The organism is Pseudonocardia aurantiaca (genome assembly GCF_039526725.1).
In the GTDB taxonomy this organism is placed as follows: Bacteria; Actinomycetota; Actinomycetes; order Mycobacteriales; family Pseudonocardiaceae; genus Pseudonocardia; species Pseudonocardia aurantiaca.
In genome coordinates, this window is record NZ_BAAAJG010000002.1 from 233294 (window position 1) to 247898 (window position 14605).

Below are 14605 nucleotides of genomic sequence, written 5' to 3' on the forward strand. Positions count from 1 at the left end.
TCGCTCGCTACGGGCGGAGTTGTCCAGGACCCTCCCGGAGCGCCCTGCGGCCCTCCCGCCGCCCGCGCGGATGTGCATCACCCCGCAGGGCGACCCCCAGACGATGGTCGTGGGCGGCCTGCGTGATGCTGCGCGTAGCGTGAGGCGGGGTGCCGGGCTCACGGTGGTGGGAAGCAACCGCAGCGCAGCGCGGGCGTCCTTGCTGATGGGATGTGCTGCGAGGGGGGGCGGACTTGCGAAGGTTGCTGCTCGTACTGGCCGTGATCGTGGTGGGGTCGCTGGGTGTTGTCACCGCGGCCACCGCGGGTGCCGACAGGGGTCCGGAGCCGCTGCCACCTGTGCTGGCCCAGCCGGCCACGGTGTCGTTCACGCCGTCCGGCGGCGCCACCGGGGTCGACCCGAGGGCCCCTGCCACCGTCACGGTGGCGGACGGCACGCTCGAGCGTGTCACGCTGACCGACCCCGACGGGAAGGTCGTCGACGGCGCTCTCAACGCCGACCGCACGGGCTGGACCAGCAGCGGCGCGATGCGCTACGACACCGTCTACACCTGGGGCGGCACCGCATCCGGCGCCACCGGCTCGGTGCCGGTGCAGGGCTCGTTCACCACCATCACGCCGGTCAAGATCGTGCGCGGCTCCATCAACATCGGCGACAACCGCACCGTCGGCATCGCCGCGCCGATCCGCCTTCAGTTCAAATCCCACATCGAGGACCGCGCCGCCGCCGAGCGGGCGCTGTCGGTCACCACGTCGGTGCCCGTCGAGGGCTCGTGGGCCTGGCTGCCGGACGAGGGCGGTGGCTCGCGGGTGGACTGGCGGCCGAAGGAGTACTGGCCCGCGTACACCACAGTCACCGTGAAGGCCGAGCTCTTCGGCGTGCCCTACGGCGGCGGCAGCTACGGCGCGGCCGACGTCACCAGCACGTTCACGATCGGGCGGGCGCAGATCGTGAAGGCCGACGCCACCAGCCACCGCATGGTCGTGACCCGCGACGGCAAGCAGGTCGCGGACTACCCGGCGAGCTACGGGCTCGACTCCGACCCGAACCGCAACACCCGCTCCGGCATCCACGTCGTCACGGAGAAGTTCACCGACAAGCGCATGGTGAGCGCGCAGTACGGCTACGACGTGATGGAGAAGTGGGCCGTGCGCATCAGCAACAACGGCGAGTTCGTCCACGCCAACCCGGCGTCGGCGTCCGCGCAGGGTTCGGCGAACGTCAGCCACGGCTGCGTCAATCTCTCTCTCACGGACGCGCAGGCCTACTACGACACCGCGCTCTACGGCGATCCCGTCGAGGTCACCGGCACGCAGGTGCCGCTCTCGGCGAAGGACGGCGACGTCTGGGACTGGACGCTCAGCTGGGAGAAGTGGAAGTCCCTCTCGGCTCTCTGACGGTTCTAGGAGCGCAGTCGCGGAGCACGGCGGCGGCGTCACGCACGGTCGTGCGGATGCGGTACAGGCTCGTGCTCGCCGTGACGTAGAGCGTGCGCCCGTCGTCGCCGCCGAAGCAGACGTTCGAGATCTTCTCCGGCACCGGCACGCGCTCCACGGGCTTGCCGGAGGGGTCGAACACCTGCACTGAGTCGTAGCTCGACGTCCACACGTTGCCGTGCTCGTCCACCCGGAACCCGTCGGGCAGGCCCGGCCCCACCTCGACGAACTCGCGCCCGTTCTTGCACAGCCGCCCGTCGAACACGTCGTAGACGTGGATCGAGTGGCCGCCCGGCCGGGCCGGGTCCCGGTGCCCGCCGGGCGGCGCCAGGCCCGAGTCGGCGACGTAGAGCAGCGACTCGTCGGGGGAGAACGCGAGCCCGTTGGGCATCTCGACGTCGATCACCACAGGCCGTATCGAGCCGTCGCGTGGGTCGAACCGGAAGACGTAGTGGTCGCCGTACTCCCGCTCACCGGGATGGCCCTCGGTCGGCTTCTGGATGCCGTAGGAGGGGTCGGTGAACCAGATTGTGCCGTCGTTCTTCACGACGACGTCGTTCGGCGAGTTGAGGCGGGCACCCGCCCACCGGTCGACGACCGTCTCGGCCGTACCGTCCCGGTCCCGTTCCACCGCGCGGCGCCCGTGGGAGCACTGGACCACCGAACCGTCGAGATCGAGGGTGCGTCCGTTGGTGAACTCGACGTCCTCCTGGTAGACCGACAGCTCGCCGGTCTCCTCGGAGAACTGGAGGATGCGGTTGTTCGGGATGTCGCTGTAGCGGACCGTGCGGCCGGCCGGGATCCACACCGGACCCTCGGCCCAGATCGAGCCGGTGGCCACCTGCTCCAGCTCGGCGCCCACCTCCAGGACCTTCGTCATACCGGTTCCTCCGTCCTGACGCGCTCGTTGACGCGCACTGTCGCGGTGATCCTCGCCGGCGCGTCGAGCACGACATAGTGCACTCCGTAGCCGAACTCGTCGATCACCCAACCGGACGCGGCTGCCACGAGCACCCCGATCCCTGGCTCGGCGATCCGCCTGCGATCTGGCGCGCGTGTTCACGACGTTCCGGCGGGCCGGCACGGCGCTGTGCTCGGCGTCGGTCCATCGGATGTATCACGCGCGGTGGGCGCGGGTGGCGCTCGCCTGGTCCCGGGGCTTGATCACGATCTGGTCGAGGTTCACGTGGCTCGGGCGGGTGGCGGCGAACGCGATCACGTCCGCGATGTCATCGGCGGTGAGCGGGGTCAGCCCGCGGTACACGTTGGCCGCCCGATCCTGGTCGCCGGCGAACCGGACCAGCGAGAACTCGGTGTCCACCATGCCCGGCAGGACCTCGGTGAGGCGCACGGGCTGCCCCAGCAGCTCGCCGCGCAGGGTGCGGTGCAGCATCGCCTGGGCGTGCTTGGCGCCGGTGTAGCCGGCGCCGTTGTCATAGCTCTCGATTGCGGCGATCGACGTGACGGTCACGATGTGGCCGTCGCCGGACGCGAGCAGCGCTGGCAGCAGCGCCTTCGTCACGCGCAGGGTGCCGAGCACGTTGGTCTCGTACATCCAGCGCCAGGCGTCCTCGTCGGCCTTCGCCACCGGCTCGAGGCCCTTCGCGCCACCGGCGTTGTTGACCAGCAGCGTGCAGTCCGGCACTGCTGCGGCAAAGGCCGAGACGGACTCGGGATCGGTGACGTCCAGGCGCACGGCGGTGCCGTCGATCTCCGCGGCGATCTCGGCACAGCGGTCGACGCGGCGGGCGCCGAGCACGACGTGGAAGCCGGCCTTGGCCAGTGCGCGGGCGGTGGCTGCGCCGATGCCGGAGCTGGCGCCGGTGACGACTGCAGTGGGTCGAAAAGTCATGCCATCGAGCCTACGTTCGCGTTGCGAGGTGCGACTTCAGTCAAGACCTCGCTGAGCGGCGCGGGAGCCCCGCCGGGCCGACGCGCGCTGCCAGGAGTAGACGCCGAATCCGAAGCCGCCGAGCAGCATCCCTGCCAGGCACGTGGTGAACCAGATGTCGAGTGGCCGCCACCCGGCCAGTGCCGCGAAGAGCAGGGCCGCGGCTCCGAGCCCCCACAGCAGGGACCCGATCGCCGTGACCGTGCGCACCTGCGTGAGGCGGCGCGGCAGCGGGGGAGGGATCACACGACGAGAGTACGGCCAAAGATGACATCAAGACTTAGGTGTGCCGGTGCAGTCGTTGTTCGGCGGATGACGGATAGTTGTGTAGGCTAACCAAGGGTGAGCACCGTCCTCGGATCAACGTCCAGGGGCGGGATCTTTGCCTCACTCCGCGTCCCCAACTACCGCCTCTACGCAGGCGGGCAGGTCGTCTCCCTCGTCGGCACCTGGATGCAGCGGGTCGCGCAGGACTGGCTCGTCCTTGACCTCTCCGACGGCAACGCGGCGGCGCTCGGGGTGGCGGCCGCGCTCCAGTTCTGCCCGACCCTGTTGCTCACGCTGTGGGGCGGGGTGCTTGCCGACCGCGTCGACAAGCGCCGCATGCTGGTCGTGCTGCAGATGTCGATGGGCGCCTGCGCGCTGGTGCTGGGCCTCGCCGAGGTCGCGGGTTTCGTCGAGCTCTGGCACGTCTACGTGCTCTGCGCCCTGGTCGGCTGCTTCTCGGCGCTCGACATCCCGGTGCGGCAGGCGTTCGTGCCGGAGCTCGTTGGCATCGGGCAGATCGGCAACGCTGTGGCGCTCAACTCGGTGACGTTCAACCTGGCGCGGATCATCGGGCCGTCCATCGCCGGGCTGCTCCTCGCCGTTGTCGGCACGGGTGAGGTCTTCCTGCTCAACGCGCTGAGCTTCGCCGCGGTCGTGATGGCGCTGCTGCGCATGAACGCTGCCGGACTCGAACGCACCGCGCCCGTCCCGCGTGCGCCGGGGCAGCTGCGGGCCGCGTTGCGGTACGTCCGCGGACGCAGCGACCTCGTCGCGGCGCTCGTGCTCGTCTTCCTCGTGGCGACGTTCGGGCTCAACTTCCAGCTGATGCTCGCCGTGGTCGCCCGCAACGTCTTCGGGCTCGGCCCCGACGCGTACGGGTTGCTCTCCACCCTCGTGGCCGTCGGCTCGCTCGTGGGGGCCGTGTTCGCCGCCCGGCGCAGAGGACGGCCCCGGCTGCGGCTCGTGGCCGGCTCGGCGCTCGTGTTCGGCGTGCTCCTGACCGCCGCCGGGCTGATGCCGACGTTCGCGCTGACCGGCGCGATGTTCGTCCTCGTCGGGTGCGCAGCGCTGACGTTCACCACCGCCGCCAATGCCGCCGTCCAGCTCGCGGTGGAGCCGAGCATGCGCGGGCGGGTGATGGGCCTGTACTTCCTGTTGTTCCTTGGTGGCACGCCCGTGGGGGCGCCGCTGCTCGGCGTGTTGGGCGACCGGTTCGGCGGGCAGTTCCCGCTGGTTGTGGGCGGCGCCGTCACGGTCGTCTCGGTGCTCGTCGTGAGCGCGGTGCTCGCGAGGAGAGGGTTGCGCGCTAAAGGTAGGGTAGGCTAACTTAAAGAAGTCGCTTCGTGGTGGGAGCGGCGCGTCAGTTCGGAAACACGTCGGGGCCCTGGCATCAGCCAGGGCCCCGATGAACTTCCGAGCAAGATTTCTGGGCGAGATCAGAGGCCGTAGATCCGCACCCAATCCACCTCGAGCTTCACCTGGTCGGGGGTGGTTTCGTCGCGCGGCGGCACCCAGCCGTTCCCGAACGGGCCGGGGTCCTGCTGGATCGCCAGGTGCATGGGCCGCGGCGGAATCGCGATCGAGTCGGTCGAGCGGAAGATCTCCTGGCCGTCGATGAAGCCGGCCACGTGGTCGGGCGCCCACTCCACCGCGTAGTTGTGCCACTGTGTGAAGTCGCCCGCGGTGGTGGTGCCGACCTGGCTGTTGTCCTCGCCGTAGTGCAGCACGAAGTGCGCCTCGGTGCGCTGGCCGTCGGGGATCTCCATGAAGTCGATCTCGCCGCCCTCCGGGAAGTCCTCGGCGTCCGGCCACAGCAGGATCACCGCGCTGTAGCCGTTGCCCTGCTGGGCCCTGGCCCGCACCTCCCAGCGGCCGTACTGCTGGCCGGGTTGCCACGCCATGCCCGCCGACGAGGTGCCGTGGCTCGTGATCGCCATCGTGCCGCCGCCGACGCTGATGTTGTCCGGGTTGTGGCGGCCGACGCCGCCGGTGGTCTTGCCGGTGTAGGTGTTCCAGACCGACTCGTTCAGCGTGGTGCCGTCGAACTCGTCGTTCGCGATCAGCGGCCAGTTGCCGCGCACGGCCGCCTCCGTGTCGGAGCGGTCGTTCGGGTCGAGCGTGGAGTGGCCGCCAGGGCGGATGGGATCGGCGGTGTTGCGGGGCGTCGGGTCGGGCGCGGCCGTCGGCGTCGCCGGCGCCTGGCCGCCGCCGACCTGGCCGATGACGACAACTGTGACCAGCACCGACACCAGTGCGGAGACGACGGCGACGGCGACGAAGAGCAGCAGGATCCGGCCTCGTCCCCGCCGCGGCGGCTCCGGCTCCGGCGGGAACAGCGCGGGTAGCTGTTGGGTGTCGGGCACGGCGAAACCCTAGGCCAGGGGCACTGTGCCGACGCTGAGAGCACCCCGCAACACCTGGGGGATGGCAGCCGGCGGAGCTTGCGGAGCCGGCGGGGTGGGTAGGACTGGGGGGATGGCAGCCGGCGGAGCTTGCGGAGCCGGCGGGGTGGGTAGGACTAGCCCAGAACTAACCCTCCCCAGCGGGGAGATCGGGCGTGGCGGGGGAGTCGCCGGCCACGAGCCAGCGGCCGTCGGGCTGGTGGGCCAGCACGACGTACCGCTCGACGAGGGCGACGGTGAGCAGACCCCCGGGCGGGCCGGTGGCCGTGCCGACCTCGGCCCGGTAGCCGCGCCGGGTGTTGCCACTGTCGGCGGCTGCCAGCTCCAGCGCGGTGACGGATGCGGTGCGGGCGGCGCCGGGGGGCGGCGGATCGACCACAACCACGCCGACGGTGGCCGGTGGGCTGCCCGGCACCGCGTACGCCGCACCCCGCAGGTGGGTGTGGCCCGCGTCGTCGGGCGTGAGTGAGTGCGCGGCGACCAGGTAGGCCTTGGCCACCGCTTCCGGATTCGTGAGGTCGACGCCTGGGTCGGCGGGCGGCGCAGGTGCACCGCGCTCGACGGGTGGCGCGTCGAGCGCGCCGCGGTCCTCCTCGCTGATCGCCCCGCCGATGGGTGGATCGCCCGACGGCGGGACCTCGGTGGTGCCCGCGGTCAGCAGGAACGCGGCGGCCGCCACGGCGGTGACCGCGAGCGCGGCGAGCAGCGGGACCGGGATCGACAGTTTCACGGCTTCACTCCCGGAAGCTGACGTGCACGTGGTCGAAGTGGCCGCCGGTGGCGTCGCGCACGTCGTAGATCCCGCCGCCGGTGTATCGCTTTCCCCAGCCATCCGGCTGGTCCTTGACGCGCGGGTCCCAGTAGCGGCCCTGCCAGATGAGGTACTTGACCTGCAACGGGCCGGCGTTCGTGCGGAACCAGTCGGCGACCTGCCAGCCGGATGCCAGCTCCACGCCCTCGGGAAAGGTGCCGGCGTCGGTGGGGAAGAGGTCGCAGGCGCGTCCGCGGGAGTGGTCGCTGCGTGGGTTCCACGCGTGTTTGTCCCAGCAGCCGGCCGACCGGATGGTCGGCCCGTCCGTCCAGTCGCCGAACGCGGCCGCGACCGACTTCAGGCCGTGGCGGGTGGCACCGGTGAGGCAGCCGTCGCCGGTGGGGTCGGGCGGCCGGCAGGCCGTGGCCCCGCCCGTCCAGGCCTGTGGGGCCGCGAGCACGGGAGCCTGCGGGGCCGTGGGCACAGCGGGCGCCGCGAAGCGCTCCAGGTTGCTGTGTACCGCGTCCACGTACCGGCGGATCACCAACGCGCAGCGCTCCTGGCAGCCCGCCTCGCCCGCGACCGGGATCCCGGTGGCACTCCCCGTGACGCGGCCGCAGCCCGCGATGTGGCACACGAGCATGGCGTCCAGCGGCGGGGTCGGTTTGCCGGTCTCCTGCAGGTGCGCCGTGACGGCGCGCAGGTTCGCGCAGACCCACGGGATCGCGACGCGCAGGTGCGCCTCGGGCGAGAGGATGTCCGCGTCCTCGCCGGGCGGGTCGGTCTCCCACGGCCGCCCGCCCGCGGTCGCCCAGTTGCGCTTCCCGAACTGGTAGAGGCCTGCCGCTCCGCCGGGCCGTGCCGCGGTGAGCGTGGCATCCCAGCCGGACTCCGCCTGCACCTGCGCCACCACCCACAGCGGTGGCAGCTCCGGGCACTGCGTGGTGGTGAGCTCGGTGATCAGCGGCAACACCTCGCGCGCGGGCACCGGAACCTTCGCGGCGTCCACACCTGACGTCGGGTCGGAGGCGGGTACCTGCGCCGGCGCCGCGCCCATCAGCAGCAATCCGGCGACCGCGGCGAGTGCCACCGCCAGCGTGCCGCGTGCACCGCTCGCCACCGCTCACCCTGCCCGGCCCGCCGGAAGGGGCGGGTGGAGGAGGGCCTCGAGCGCTTCGTCGTCGAGCTCGGCGGGCCGGGGCGCGGGGACATGAACGGGGACATCAACGGGCGGCGGCGCCGGGGGCGGTTGGACCGGTGAAGGGGTGCGCAGGCCCGGCCACAGCCGGCCGGTGGATGGTCGCGAGACCATCGGCGGCGCCGAACGGTCGAGCACGCCGCTGTCGTTCAGGGCCGTGACGAGAGCGCGCAGCGCCGTCGCGTAGGCGCGCACCGGTTCGGTGAGGTGCTCTCGGTGCTTCCCCAGCACGCTCGCGGCCTCCTCGCGGACGGTGGCGCCGTGCCAGCGCCGTACGTGCGGCAGCACCACGACCGCTGCGAACCGCGCGCGGACCGCCGCGAGCTGCTGCGCCACCGCGTCCGGCCCGGCCGGGTCGAGCAGCACCGCGAGTACGGGCCGCGGGCCGGACGCCGCGCAGGCGAGCCCAGCGGCGTGGCGGAGCGCACCTGCCCGGCAGACCACGACATCGGCCTCGGCGGCCACGCCCTGGCCGAGCACCCCGGTGTCGGACGCGTGCAGGGCGGCGGCCAGCGTGCTCGCGCCGGAGCCAGGGGCGAGCCCGGCGATCACCGGCGGGCGGACGCTCACCACGGATCCTTCTCGCGGGGTTCGGCCAGGGGGTCGTCCTCGTCGAGCGTGTGGTCCTCCGCCGGAGGCGCCGGGGCGGGTGGGGGTGGCGGCTCGTCGCCGAGCGTCTCCTCCCATGCGTCGATGACCAGCCGCCCGCCGTCCACGACGACGGGCACGCTCAGCCGGACCCAGCTCGACGGGAGGCTGCGCCAGCCCCGGCCGGTGGGCGCGGGGGCGACGGCGGGGACCCCCGTGACCTCGGGCTCCGGTTCCGGCCCCGCGACGCGGGCCTCGCGCTCGCCGACCGCCCGGTACGGCGTGACGCGGACCCGGACGTCGACGAGCACCCGCCCTTCGCCGTCGAGCCGGACGCGGCCGGGAAGGGCGAACTCCGCGCGCTGGCGCCCCAGCCCCGACCAGCCCAGGTGCGCGGGGTTGTTGCCGGGAACGGTCAGGTAGTCGCGCAGCACGCGCCCACGCCGGTCCGGGTCGTCCTCGTCCCAGGACAGGTAGTCGACGGCGAACGCGCCGGCCAGCGCGGCAGCCTCCGCGGGTTCGGGCGGCTCGATCACGGTGGGCACGGGCCAGGAGGGGGTGGCCCGTTGCGGCGCCACCGGTGGCCGGCGCGTCGGTGGGGGCGGTGGCCCCGGTGGCACAGGTGGGAAGCCGCGCGGGTCGGTCGGCGGATCGGCGGAGCCCGCGGCCGGCCGGGCAGCTCGGGTGGCCGGACCGGGTGCCACAGGCCAGGGCACGCCGGCGCCCATCGGTGGGGGTGCGGATGGCCAGCTCGGCGCCACGAAGGTCGGCACGTCCGGCGGGGCGGACGGGTTGCCCGGACCGGGCGCCGGTGCCGTGGGAGCGCGGCCGAAGAGCCGGAACCGACCCACGGTCACCGTCCGCGGCCGGCGGGCTGCTCGGCGGGCTGCGCGGCGGGCAGTTCGGCGGGCTGGCCGGCGGGCAGTTCGGCGGGCAGATCGGCGGGCCTGCTGTGCGGGGCGGGCTCGGGCATGGCTCTCCCGTCTCACGGCGCGCGGGATCGCGCTCGCAGCGGGCGCTGCGGGCGTGGGACGGCGGGACTACGGACCGGCTCAGCGGGTGGCACCGGCCCCCGACGTCACGCGCCTGACGTTAGGACTGGCCTGCGGTCCTGCGGGCCGGAATGGAGAAGAGGTTTGCGATCGTGAACGGTCAGGCGGGGACCGGCCACGTGTGCACGGGCTCGTTCGCCACCGAGTTCTCCAGGTAGCGCGCCAGCATCCCGTGCAGAGCCGCGGTCCGGTCGGACCCGTTGCGCTCGAGCGCCGCGACGGTATCGAGCTGCCACGCGGCGCCGGTGCGGCGCGTGACGCACCGCTGCTCGATCACCGAGAGGAACCGGTCCACGACCTCGGCCGCGACGCCCCACCGGGCGAGCCCGTCGGCCGCCTGCGGCAGGAGCTTGCGCAGCACCAGCTCGTCCGGCCGGATCCAGCCGCTCCCCGGCCAGTACAGCGGGCCCTCCATGCCGTGGCGGGCGGCGGTCGTGAAGTTCTCCTCGGCCGCCTCGAACGACATCGAGCTCCACAGCGGCCGGTCGGCCTCCACCAGCGTCCGGATCAGCCCGTAGAAGAACAGCGCGTTGGCCACCATGTCGATGACCGTCGGGCCGGCCGGAAGCACGCGGTTCTCCACGCGGACGTGCGGCACCCCGTCCGCGACGTCGTACACGGGCCGGTTCCAGCGCCAGATGGTGCCGTTGTGCAGGCGCAGCTCGTCGAGGCCGGGCACGTTGCCGGCCTCCAGCTCCGCCATGGGGTCGGTCTGCTCGGTCACCGGCATGAGCGCGGGGAAGTACCGGCCGTTCTCGGCGAAGAGGTCGAGGATCGAGGTGATCCACCGCTCCCCGAACCACACACGCGGCCGCACCCCCTGGTTGCGCAGTTCGGGCGTGCGCACATCACACGACTGCTCGAACAGCGGGATGCGGGTCTCGGCCCACAGGCGCGAACCGAGCAGGAACGGCGAATTCGCGCCGACGGCCAGCTGCACACCCGCAATGGACTGCGCGGCGTTCCAGTAGCCCGCGAACGAGTCCGGGTGCACCTGCAGGTGCAGCTGCATCGAGGTGCAGGCGGCCTCGGGCGCGATCGAGTCGAAGTCGGCCGTGAGGTGCTCGGGCGCCACCTCGTGCCGGCCGGACGGGTCGTCACCGGCGATGTCCAGCCGGATCGGCTCGCCCCGGGCGTTGAGCATCTGCTCGTTGAGCATCTCGTAGCGCTGGTCGGGGGAGAGGGCCTCGGCCACCAGGTGGCTGCGTCGGAGCGTGGGCAGGATGCCGATGACGGCGAGCTGTGAACCGCAGTCCACGGCCTTCGACCGCGCCACCGCCAGCTCGTCGAGGAGCTGGTGTTCGAGGTGGCGCCACTGGTCACCGGGCAGCGGGCGGGGCGGCAGGTTCAGCTCGAGGTTCCAGCGCCCGAGCTCGGACTGGAACTCCGTGCCGCCGATCGCGTGTAGCACGTCGGCCCCGGCCAGCGAGGGTTCGAGCTCGTGGTCAACGAGGTTGAGCTCCACCTCGATGCCGGTCATCGGCTCGTCACGGGCGAACGGATGGTCCCGCAGCATCAGAGCGAGAACGTCGAGGCACCTCTGCACCTTGGCCCGGTACTGCTGCCGATCTCGTCGACTGAACGTGCGTCTGTCGACGTCCTGGCCCATGCGTGTGCTGCCTCCCGACCCCGGACTGAGCCCGGACGCGAGCGGCTCGGTCGGGCGGTTGTCCACCGTGGCACGGAGTGTGATCCCCGCGCTACGGCCGACCGGATGACCGGCCGGGCTCTCATGAACAACGTCGGCCCCAGCCTGGGACTATGAGGACTCGTGGCGACCATCACCCGCGTCGGCGATCCGGCCGACCCCCGCGTCGACGACTACCGCGACCTCACCACGGCCGACCGGCGCCCCGACCGGCCGGGTGGGCGCGGGCTCGTGATCGCCGAAGGTGTGGTCGTCGTCCGCCGCCTGATCGAGTCGCCGTACCCGGTGCGCTCCCTGCTCGGGGTGCCGCGACGCCTCGACGAGCTCACCGACGACCTGGCAGCGCTGCCCGTGCCGGCGTTCAGCACGAGCGCGGAGACCATGGCGGAGGTCGTCGGGTTCCACCTCAACCGCGGCGTGCTGGCCGTCGCCGACCGGGCCGCGCCGCCCGACGTCACGGCGCTGCTACGCGACGCCCGCCTCGTGGCGGTGCTGGAAGGGGTGGGCGACCACGAGAACCTCGGTGCGCTGTTCCGCAACGCCGCGGCGCTCGGCGTGGACGCTGTGCTGCTCGGCCCGCGCTGCTCCGACCCCCTGTACCGGCGCAGCGTCCGGGTGTCGATGGGGCACGTGCTACGGGTGCCGTTCGCCGAGCTGCCCGGGCCGTGGCCTGCGTCGATGGCGCTGCTGCGCGCCGCCGGGCTGCGGGTCGCCGCGCTGACGCCGGCCGCAGGCGCCCTGCCTCTCGCGTCGGCGGGCCTCGCCGGGGAGCGGGTCGCGCTGCTGCTGGGGGCCGAGGGCCCGGGCCTCACGGACGAGGCGCTCGATGCGGCCGACGTCCGGGTGCGCATCCCGATGGCGGCCGGCGTCGACTCGCTGAACGTCGCGACGGCCGCAGCAGTGGCTTTCTACGGCCTCGGATGCGCCTAAGGTTGCCGATGTGGAGCTCGCGTCGGGGGGCCGGGTGGTGCTGGGTGAGCGGCGGGTCAGTGACCCGCCGCTCCCAGTGGAGCTCCAGCGCGCGCTGGGCGAGTGGGCCGCGTTCGGCGTCACCGTTGCGCGGTCGGGCGGCCCGCAGGAACGGGAGATGCTGCAGCGCAGGGGCCGCCAGCTCGCCTCCCGCGTCGCGGACGTGCTCGGGCGACCCGTGGAGTTCACCGATCCTGTGACCGGGCGAATCGAGTCCGTGCGGGTCGGCTCGACCGGTCCGATCCCGCGCCTCGCCCCCGAACCGCCTGGCCCCACCCCGTGGGCCACCGGGCTCGCGGTCTCGCTGTTCTTCGCGGTGCTCGTCGCATTCGGAGACATCGTGCTGAGCAGGGCGTTCGCCGAGGCGTTCGGCCTGCTTTGGGTGCCGGCGAACCTGCTCGTCGGGCTCGGCCTCACCCCGTCGCTCTACCTCTTGCGGCAGACCCCGTTCTGGCGCTGGCCCGCCATCGGAGCCGCCGCGGGCCTCGTCGCGGCCTGGGTGGTGCTGCTGCTCGGCCTGCTCGGCTGAGCCGGCGACAGCGGCTCAGACCCCGGGCGGGATGAGCCGGGCGTCGTGGGCGATCACGGCGGCCTGCACCCGGTTGCGGGTGCCCAGGCGAAAATCGCGCTGACGTAGATCTTCACCGTGCCCTCGACGACGTGCAGGCGCCTGCCGATCTCCGCGTTCGACAGCCCGGCGCCGATCAGGCCGAGCACCTCACGCTCGCGGCCGGTCAGGTCGGCCACCCTGGTGTGGGCGTCGCCCGGCCGCCGCGTGCGCGCCAAGCGGGTCTGCGGCAGGGCGGGTGCGCGCGTTCCACCAGATCACGAGGAACGCGGCGAGGTAGCAGACGATCACCGCATCGGTGGCGAACACCGCGGCGACCTGCGCGGCGTGCGGCAGCCGTGTGGCGGCGTCGACGATCCGCATGTACCACTCGGCGCTGATGTCAGGGACGTCGGGGATCTCGGGTCGGGAGTCGATCACCCGTCCCAGCATCGGGACGGGGCCGCGCCGGCACCGCTGCCGAACGGCAACGGCCGACCCTGTCGTTCGGCAGCCCTTTCGGCGTCAGCGCTGCTGGCCGCGCACGCCCAGCAGCACCTCGTCCCACGACGGCATGACCGGCTTGCCCTTCTTGGTGCGCTTGGCCGCGGCCGGCTGCTGGGCGGGTGCCGCCGGCTCGGCGGCGGGCGCGTCAGCAGCGGGCTCCGCAGGGGCCGCCGGTTCGGTGGGCGGCTGCTCGCGCGTCCTGGTGGCCGCGGGCGGAGGGGGTGGCTGGACCGGCGGTGTGGTGGGGATCGGTTCGGTGGGCGGGGCGGGCTCGACGGCCGGCTCCGGCTCAGGAGCGCGCTGGCGCGCCGCGGGCGGGGTGGTCCGCCGCTCTGCGGCGCGGGTGGTCGGGCGCTCGGGGGGCGGGCGCGTGGTCTCGGGCGCCGGGGTGTGGTCGCGCCCGCGGACCGTGTCGGAGGCCGCGGCGCGCAGCTCCTCGTTCGGTGCGGGGGCGGGCGCGGGCGCCTGCTCCTCGGTGCGCCCGATGTCGATCACGGGCCCGACCGTGCGCAGCGGGCGGGCCGGCAGGCCTTCGACGAGGTCGCTCGCGTGCTCGTCGACGGCGGTGACGGTGCCGCCGTGGGCGCCGGGCTGGAACGTCCAGTGGGCGCGGTTGTCGGAGCGGCCCGCCCGCCAGGACAGGGCGACGACCCACTTGCCGTCCTCGCCCTTCCAGGAGTCCCACTGTGCGTCGTTGTACTCCTGCCCGCGGAGGCCGAAGGTGTGCGCGACGACGTCGCCGAGCGTGCGGGTGTCCGGACCGTCGGTCCGCACGGGATGCGCGCGCTGCGCGACCTCGGCGGTACGTGAGCGCTCCAGTAGCACTGGGTAGGCGAACCGCTCGATCTTCTGCAGCGGCACGCCCGCCGCGGCGGCGACCTGTTCCACGGACGCTCCGGCGCGGATGCGGGCCTGGATCTCACGTGGGCGCAACTGGCTCTCCAACTCGATCGCGATCTGGCCGAGCCGGGTGAGGTCGCCCCGCGCGGCTGCCCGCAACTGCTCGTCCGCCGGCACGGTGAAACGCTCGCGTCGACCAGGGTCCTCGAGGACGACGGAGAACTCACCGCCGCCCTCGGTGATCCCGACGACCCGCAGCGCCCGCATCAGCGGCCCTCCTGCTCTCGTTCTCCCCGTGCGGCTGACGCTAGTTGCCAAATCGCAACGTGTGTCGGAGGCGCGCCGATGCCACCCCGCAATGTCCGTCGACGGACGCTCCTTCCGACACCCCCGCGCGTGCGTAGCGTGGCATTGGCGGGTCGGCAGGTAAAGCTGCGGCGGATGTTACTGGTGTGACTACGCAGAGCGCATGCAATGGGGTGGATGCCGGTACTGGAACCGGCATCCAC

The 14605-nt window shown here is 73.0% G+C and carries 17 protein-coding genes; 4 read left to right on the forward strand and 13 right to left on the reverse strand.

Annotated features, from left to right (window positions below; translation table 11 throughout):
• The first annotated feature begins 233 nt into the window (after positions 1–233).
• On the forward strand, positions 234–1397 hold the full coding sequence (locus ABD143_RS03050) for a L,D-transpeptidase (RefSeq protein WP_343970835.1): 1164 nt from the start codon (positions 234–236) through the stop codon (positions 1395–1397).
• On the opposite strand, the gene ABD143_RS03055 is transcribed toward ABD143_RS03050, so the two are convergent.
• From ABD143_RS03055 to ABD143_RS03070, 4 genes are all read right to left on the reverse strand, one after another.
• Positions 1360–2316 carry an SMP-30/gluconolactonase/LRE family protein gene (locus ABD143_RS03055; protein WP_343970838.1) on the reverse strand — a complete coding sequence of 319 codons (957 nt, stop codon included), beginning with the start codon at positions 2314–2316 and terminating at the stop codon, positions 1360–1362. The two genes, ABD143_RS03050 and ABD143_RS03055, sit on opposite strands and share 38 nt — an antisense overlap.
• Positions 2313–2450 carry a hypothetical protein gene (locus ABD143_RS03060; protein ID WP_343970841.1) on the reverse strand — a complete coding sequence of 46 codons (138 nt, stop codon included), beginning with the start codon at positions 2448–2450 and terminating at the stop codon, positions 2313–2315. Before ABD143_RS03060 ends, ABD143_RS03055 begins: the two co-directional genes overlap by 4 nt.
• A gap of 103 nt (positions 2451–2553) precedes the next feature.
• Complete coding sequence (locus ABD143_RS03065; RefSeq protein WP_343970844.1) at positions 2554–3288, reverse strand: SDR family NAD(P)-dependent oxidoreductase; 735 nt, start codon at positions 3286–3288, stop codon at positions 2554–2556.
• 36 nt (positions 3289–3324) lie between these two features.
• Entirely contained in the window at positions 3325–3573 is a 249-nt protein-coding gene (locus ABD143_RS03070) for a DUF2530 domain-containing protein (protein WP_343970847.1), read from the reverse strand.
• Between the two features lie 96 nt (positions 3574–3669).
• On the opposite strand from ABD143_RS03070, the gene ABD143_RS03075 reads away from it, so the two are divergent.
• Positions 3670–4920 carry an MFS transporter gene (locus tag ABD143_RS03075; RefSeq protein ID WP_343970850.1) on the forward strand — a complete coding sequence of 417 codons (1251 nt, stop codon included), beginning with the start codon at positions 3670–3672 and terminating at the stop codon, positions 4918–4920.
• A gap of 110 nt (positions 4921–5030) precedes the next feature.
• On the opposite strand, the gene ABD143_RS03080 is transcribed toward ABD143_RS03075, so the two are convergent.
• The 6 genes from ABD143_RS03080 to ABD143_RS03105 form a co-directional block, all read right to left on the reverse strand.
• Complete coding sequence (locus ABD143_RS03080; RefSeq protein ID WP_343970853.1) at positions 5031–5957, reverse strand: glycoside hydrolase family 16 protein; 927 nt, start codon at positions 5955–5957, stop codon at positions 5031–5033.
• Between the two features lie 166 nt (positions 5958–6123).
• Positions 6124–6726, reverse strand: a complete 603-nt coding sequence (locus ABD143_RS03085; protein ID WP_343970856.1) for a hypothetical protein — start codon at positions 6724–6726, stop codon at positions 6124–6126.
• A gap of 4 nt (positions 6727–6730) precedes the next feature.
• Entirely contained in the window at positions 6731–7867 is a 1137-nt protein-coding gene (locus ABD143_RS03090) for a VldE C-terminal domain-containing protein (RefSeq protein WP_343970859.1), read from the reverse strand.
• A gap of 3 nt (positions 7868–7870) precedes the next feature.
• Positions 7871–8515, reverse strand: a complete 645-nt coding sequence (locus ABD143_RS03095) for a hypothetical protein (RefSeq protein ID WP_343970861.1) — start codon at positions 8513–8515, stop codon at positions 7871–7873.
• Positions 8512–9078 (reverse strand): hypothetical protein, encoded by a 567-nt coding sequence (locus tag ABD143_RS03100; protein ID WP_343970864.1) that lies wholly within the window; start codon positions 9076–9078, stop codon positions 8512–8514. The genes ABD143_RS03095 and ABD143_RS03100 overlap by 4 nt, the downstream gene beginning before the upstream one ends.
• Before the next feature lie 607 nt (positions 9079–9685).
• Positions 9686–11194 carry a glutamate-cysteine ligase family protein gene (locus ABD143_RS03105; RefSeq protein WP_343970867.1) on the reverse strand — a complete coding sequence of 503 codons (1509 nt, stop codon included), beginning with the start codon at positions 11192–11194 and terminating at the stop codon, positions 9686–9688.
• Positions 11195–11356: 162 nt separating this feature from the next.
• On the opposite strand from ABD143_RS03105, the gene ABD143_RS03110 reads away from it, so the two are divergent.
• Together ABD143_RS03110 and ABD143_RS03115 are read left to right on the forward strand one after the other, a co-directional pair.
• Positions 11357–12163: a TrmH family RNA methyltransferase gene (locus ABD143_RS03110; RefSeq protein ID WP_343970871.1), complete on the forward strand. Its 807-nt coding sequence runs from the start codon at positions 11357–11359 to the stop codon at positions 12161–12163.
• Between the two features lie 10 nt (positions 12164–12173).
• Positions 12174–12731 (forward strand): DUF2537 domain-containing protein, encoded by a 558-nt coding sequence (locus ABD143_RS03115; protein ID WP_343970874.1) that lies wholly within the window; start codon positions 12174–12176, stop codon positions 12729–12731.
• A gap of 53 nt (positions 12732–12784) precedes the next feature.
• On the opposite strand, the gene ABD143_RS03120 is transcribed toward ABD143_RS03115, so the two are convergent.
• The 3 genes from ABD143_RS03120 to sepH all read right to left on the reverse strand — a co-directional run bounded on the left by ABD143_RS03120 (position 12785) and on the right by sepH (position 14363).
• Positions 12785–12949, reverse strand: a complete 165-nt coding sequence (locus ABD143_RS03120) for a helix-turn-helix domain-containing protein (RefSeq protein WP_379659792.1) — start codon at positions 12947–12949, stop codon at positions 12785–12787.
• Positions 12921–13190, reverse strand: a complete 270-nt coding sequence (locus ABD143_RS03125) for a hypothetical protein (protein WP_343970876.1) — start codon at positions 13188–13190, stop codon at positions 12921–12923. The genes ABD143_RS03120 and ABD143_RS03125 overlap by 29 nt, the downstream gene beginning before the upstream one ends.
• Positions 13191–13274: 84 nt before the next feature.
• The gene (sepH, locus tag ABD143_RS03130; protein ID WP_343970879.1) at positions 13275–14363 is read right to left on the reverse strand and encodes a septation protein SepH; all 1089 of its coding nucleotides are present in this window, start codon (positions 14361–14363) and stop codon (positions 13275–13277) included.
• Positions 14364–14605: the final 242 nt, after the last annotated feature.

Bases quoted from the DNA above. Each gene is read 5' to 3' on its own strand.
- sepH (WP_343970879.1), bottom strand. From the start codon at position 14,363: ATGCGGGCGCTGCGGGTCGTCGGGATCACCGAGGGCGGCGGTGAGTTC.
- ABD143_RS03055 (WP_343970838.1), bottom strand. From the start codon at position 2,316: ATGACGAAGGTCCTGGAGGTGGGCGCCGAGCTGGAGCAGGTGGCCACC.
- ABD143_RS03105 (WP_343970867.1), bottom strand. From the start codon at position 11,194: ATGGGCCAGGACGTCGACAGACGCACGTTCAGTCGACGAGATCGGCAG.
- ABD143_RS03065 (WP_343970844.1), bottom strand. From the start codon at position 3,288: ATGACTTTTCGACCCACTGCAGTCGTCACCGGCGCCAGCTCCGGCATC.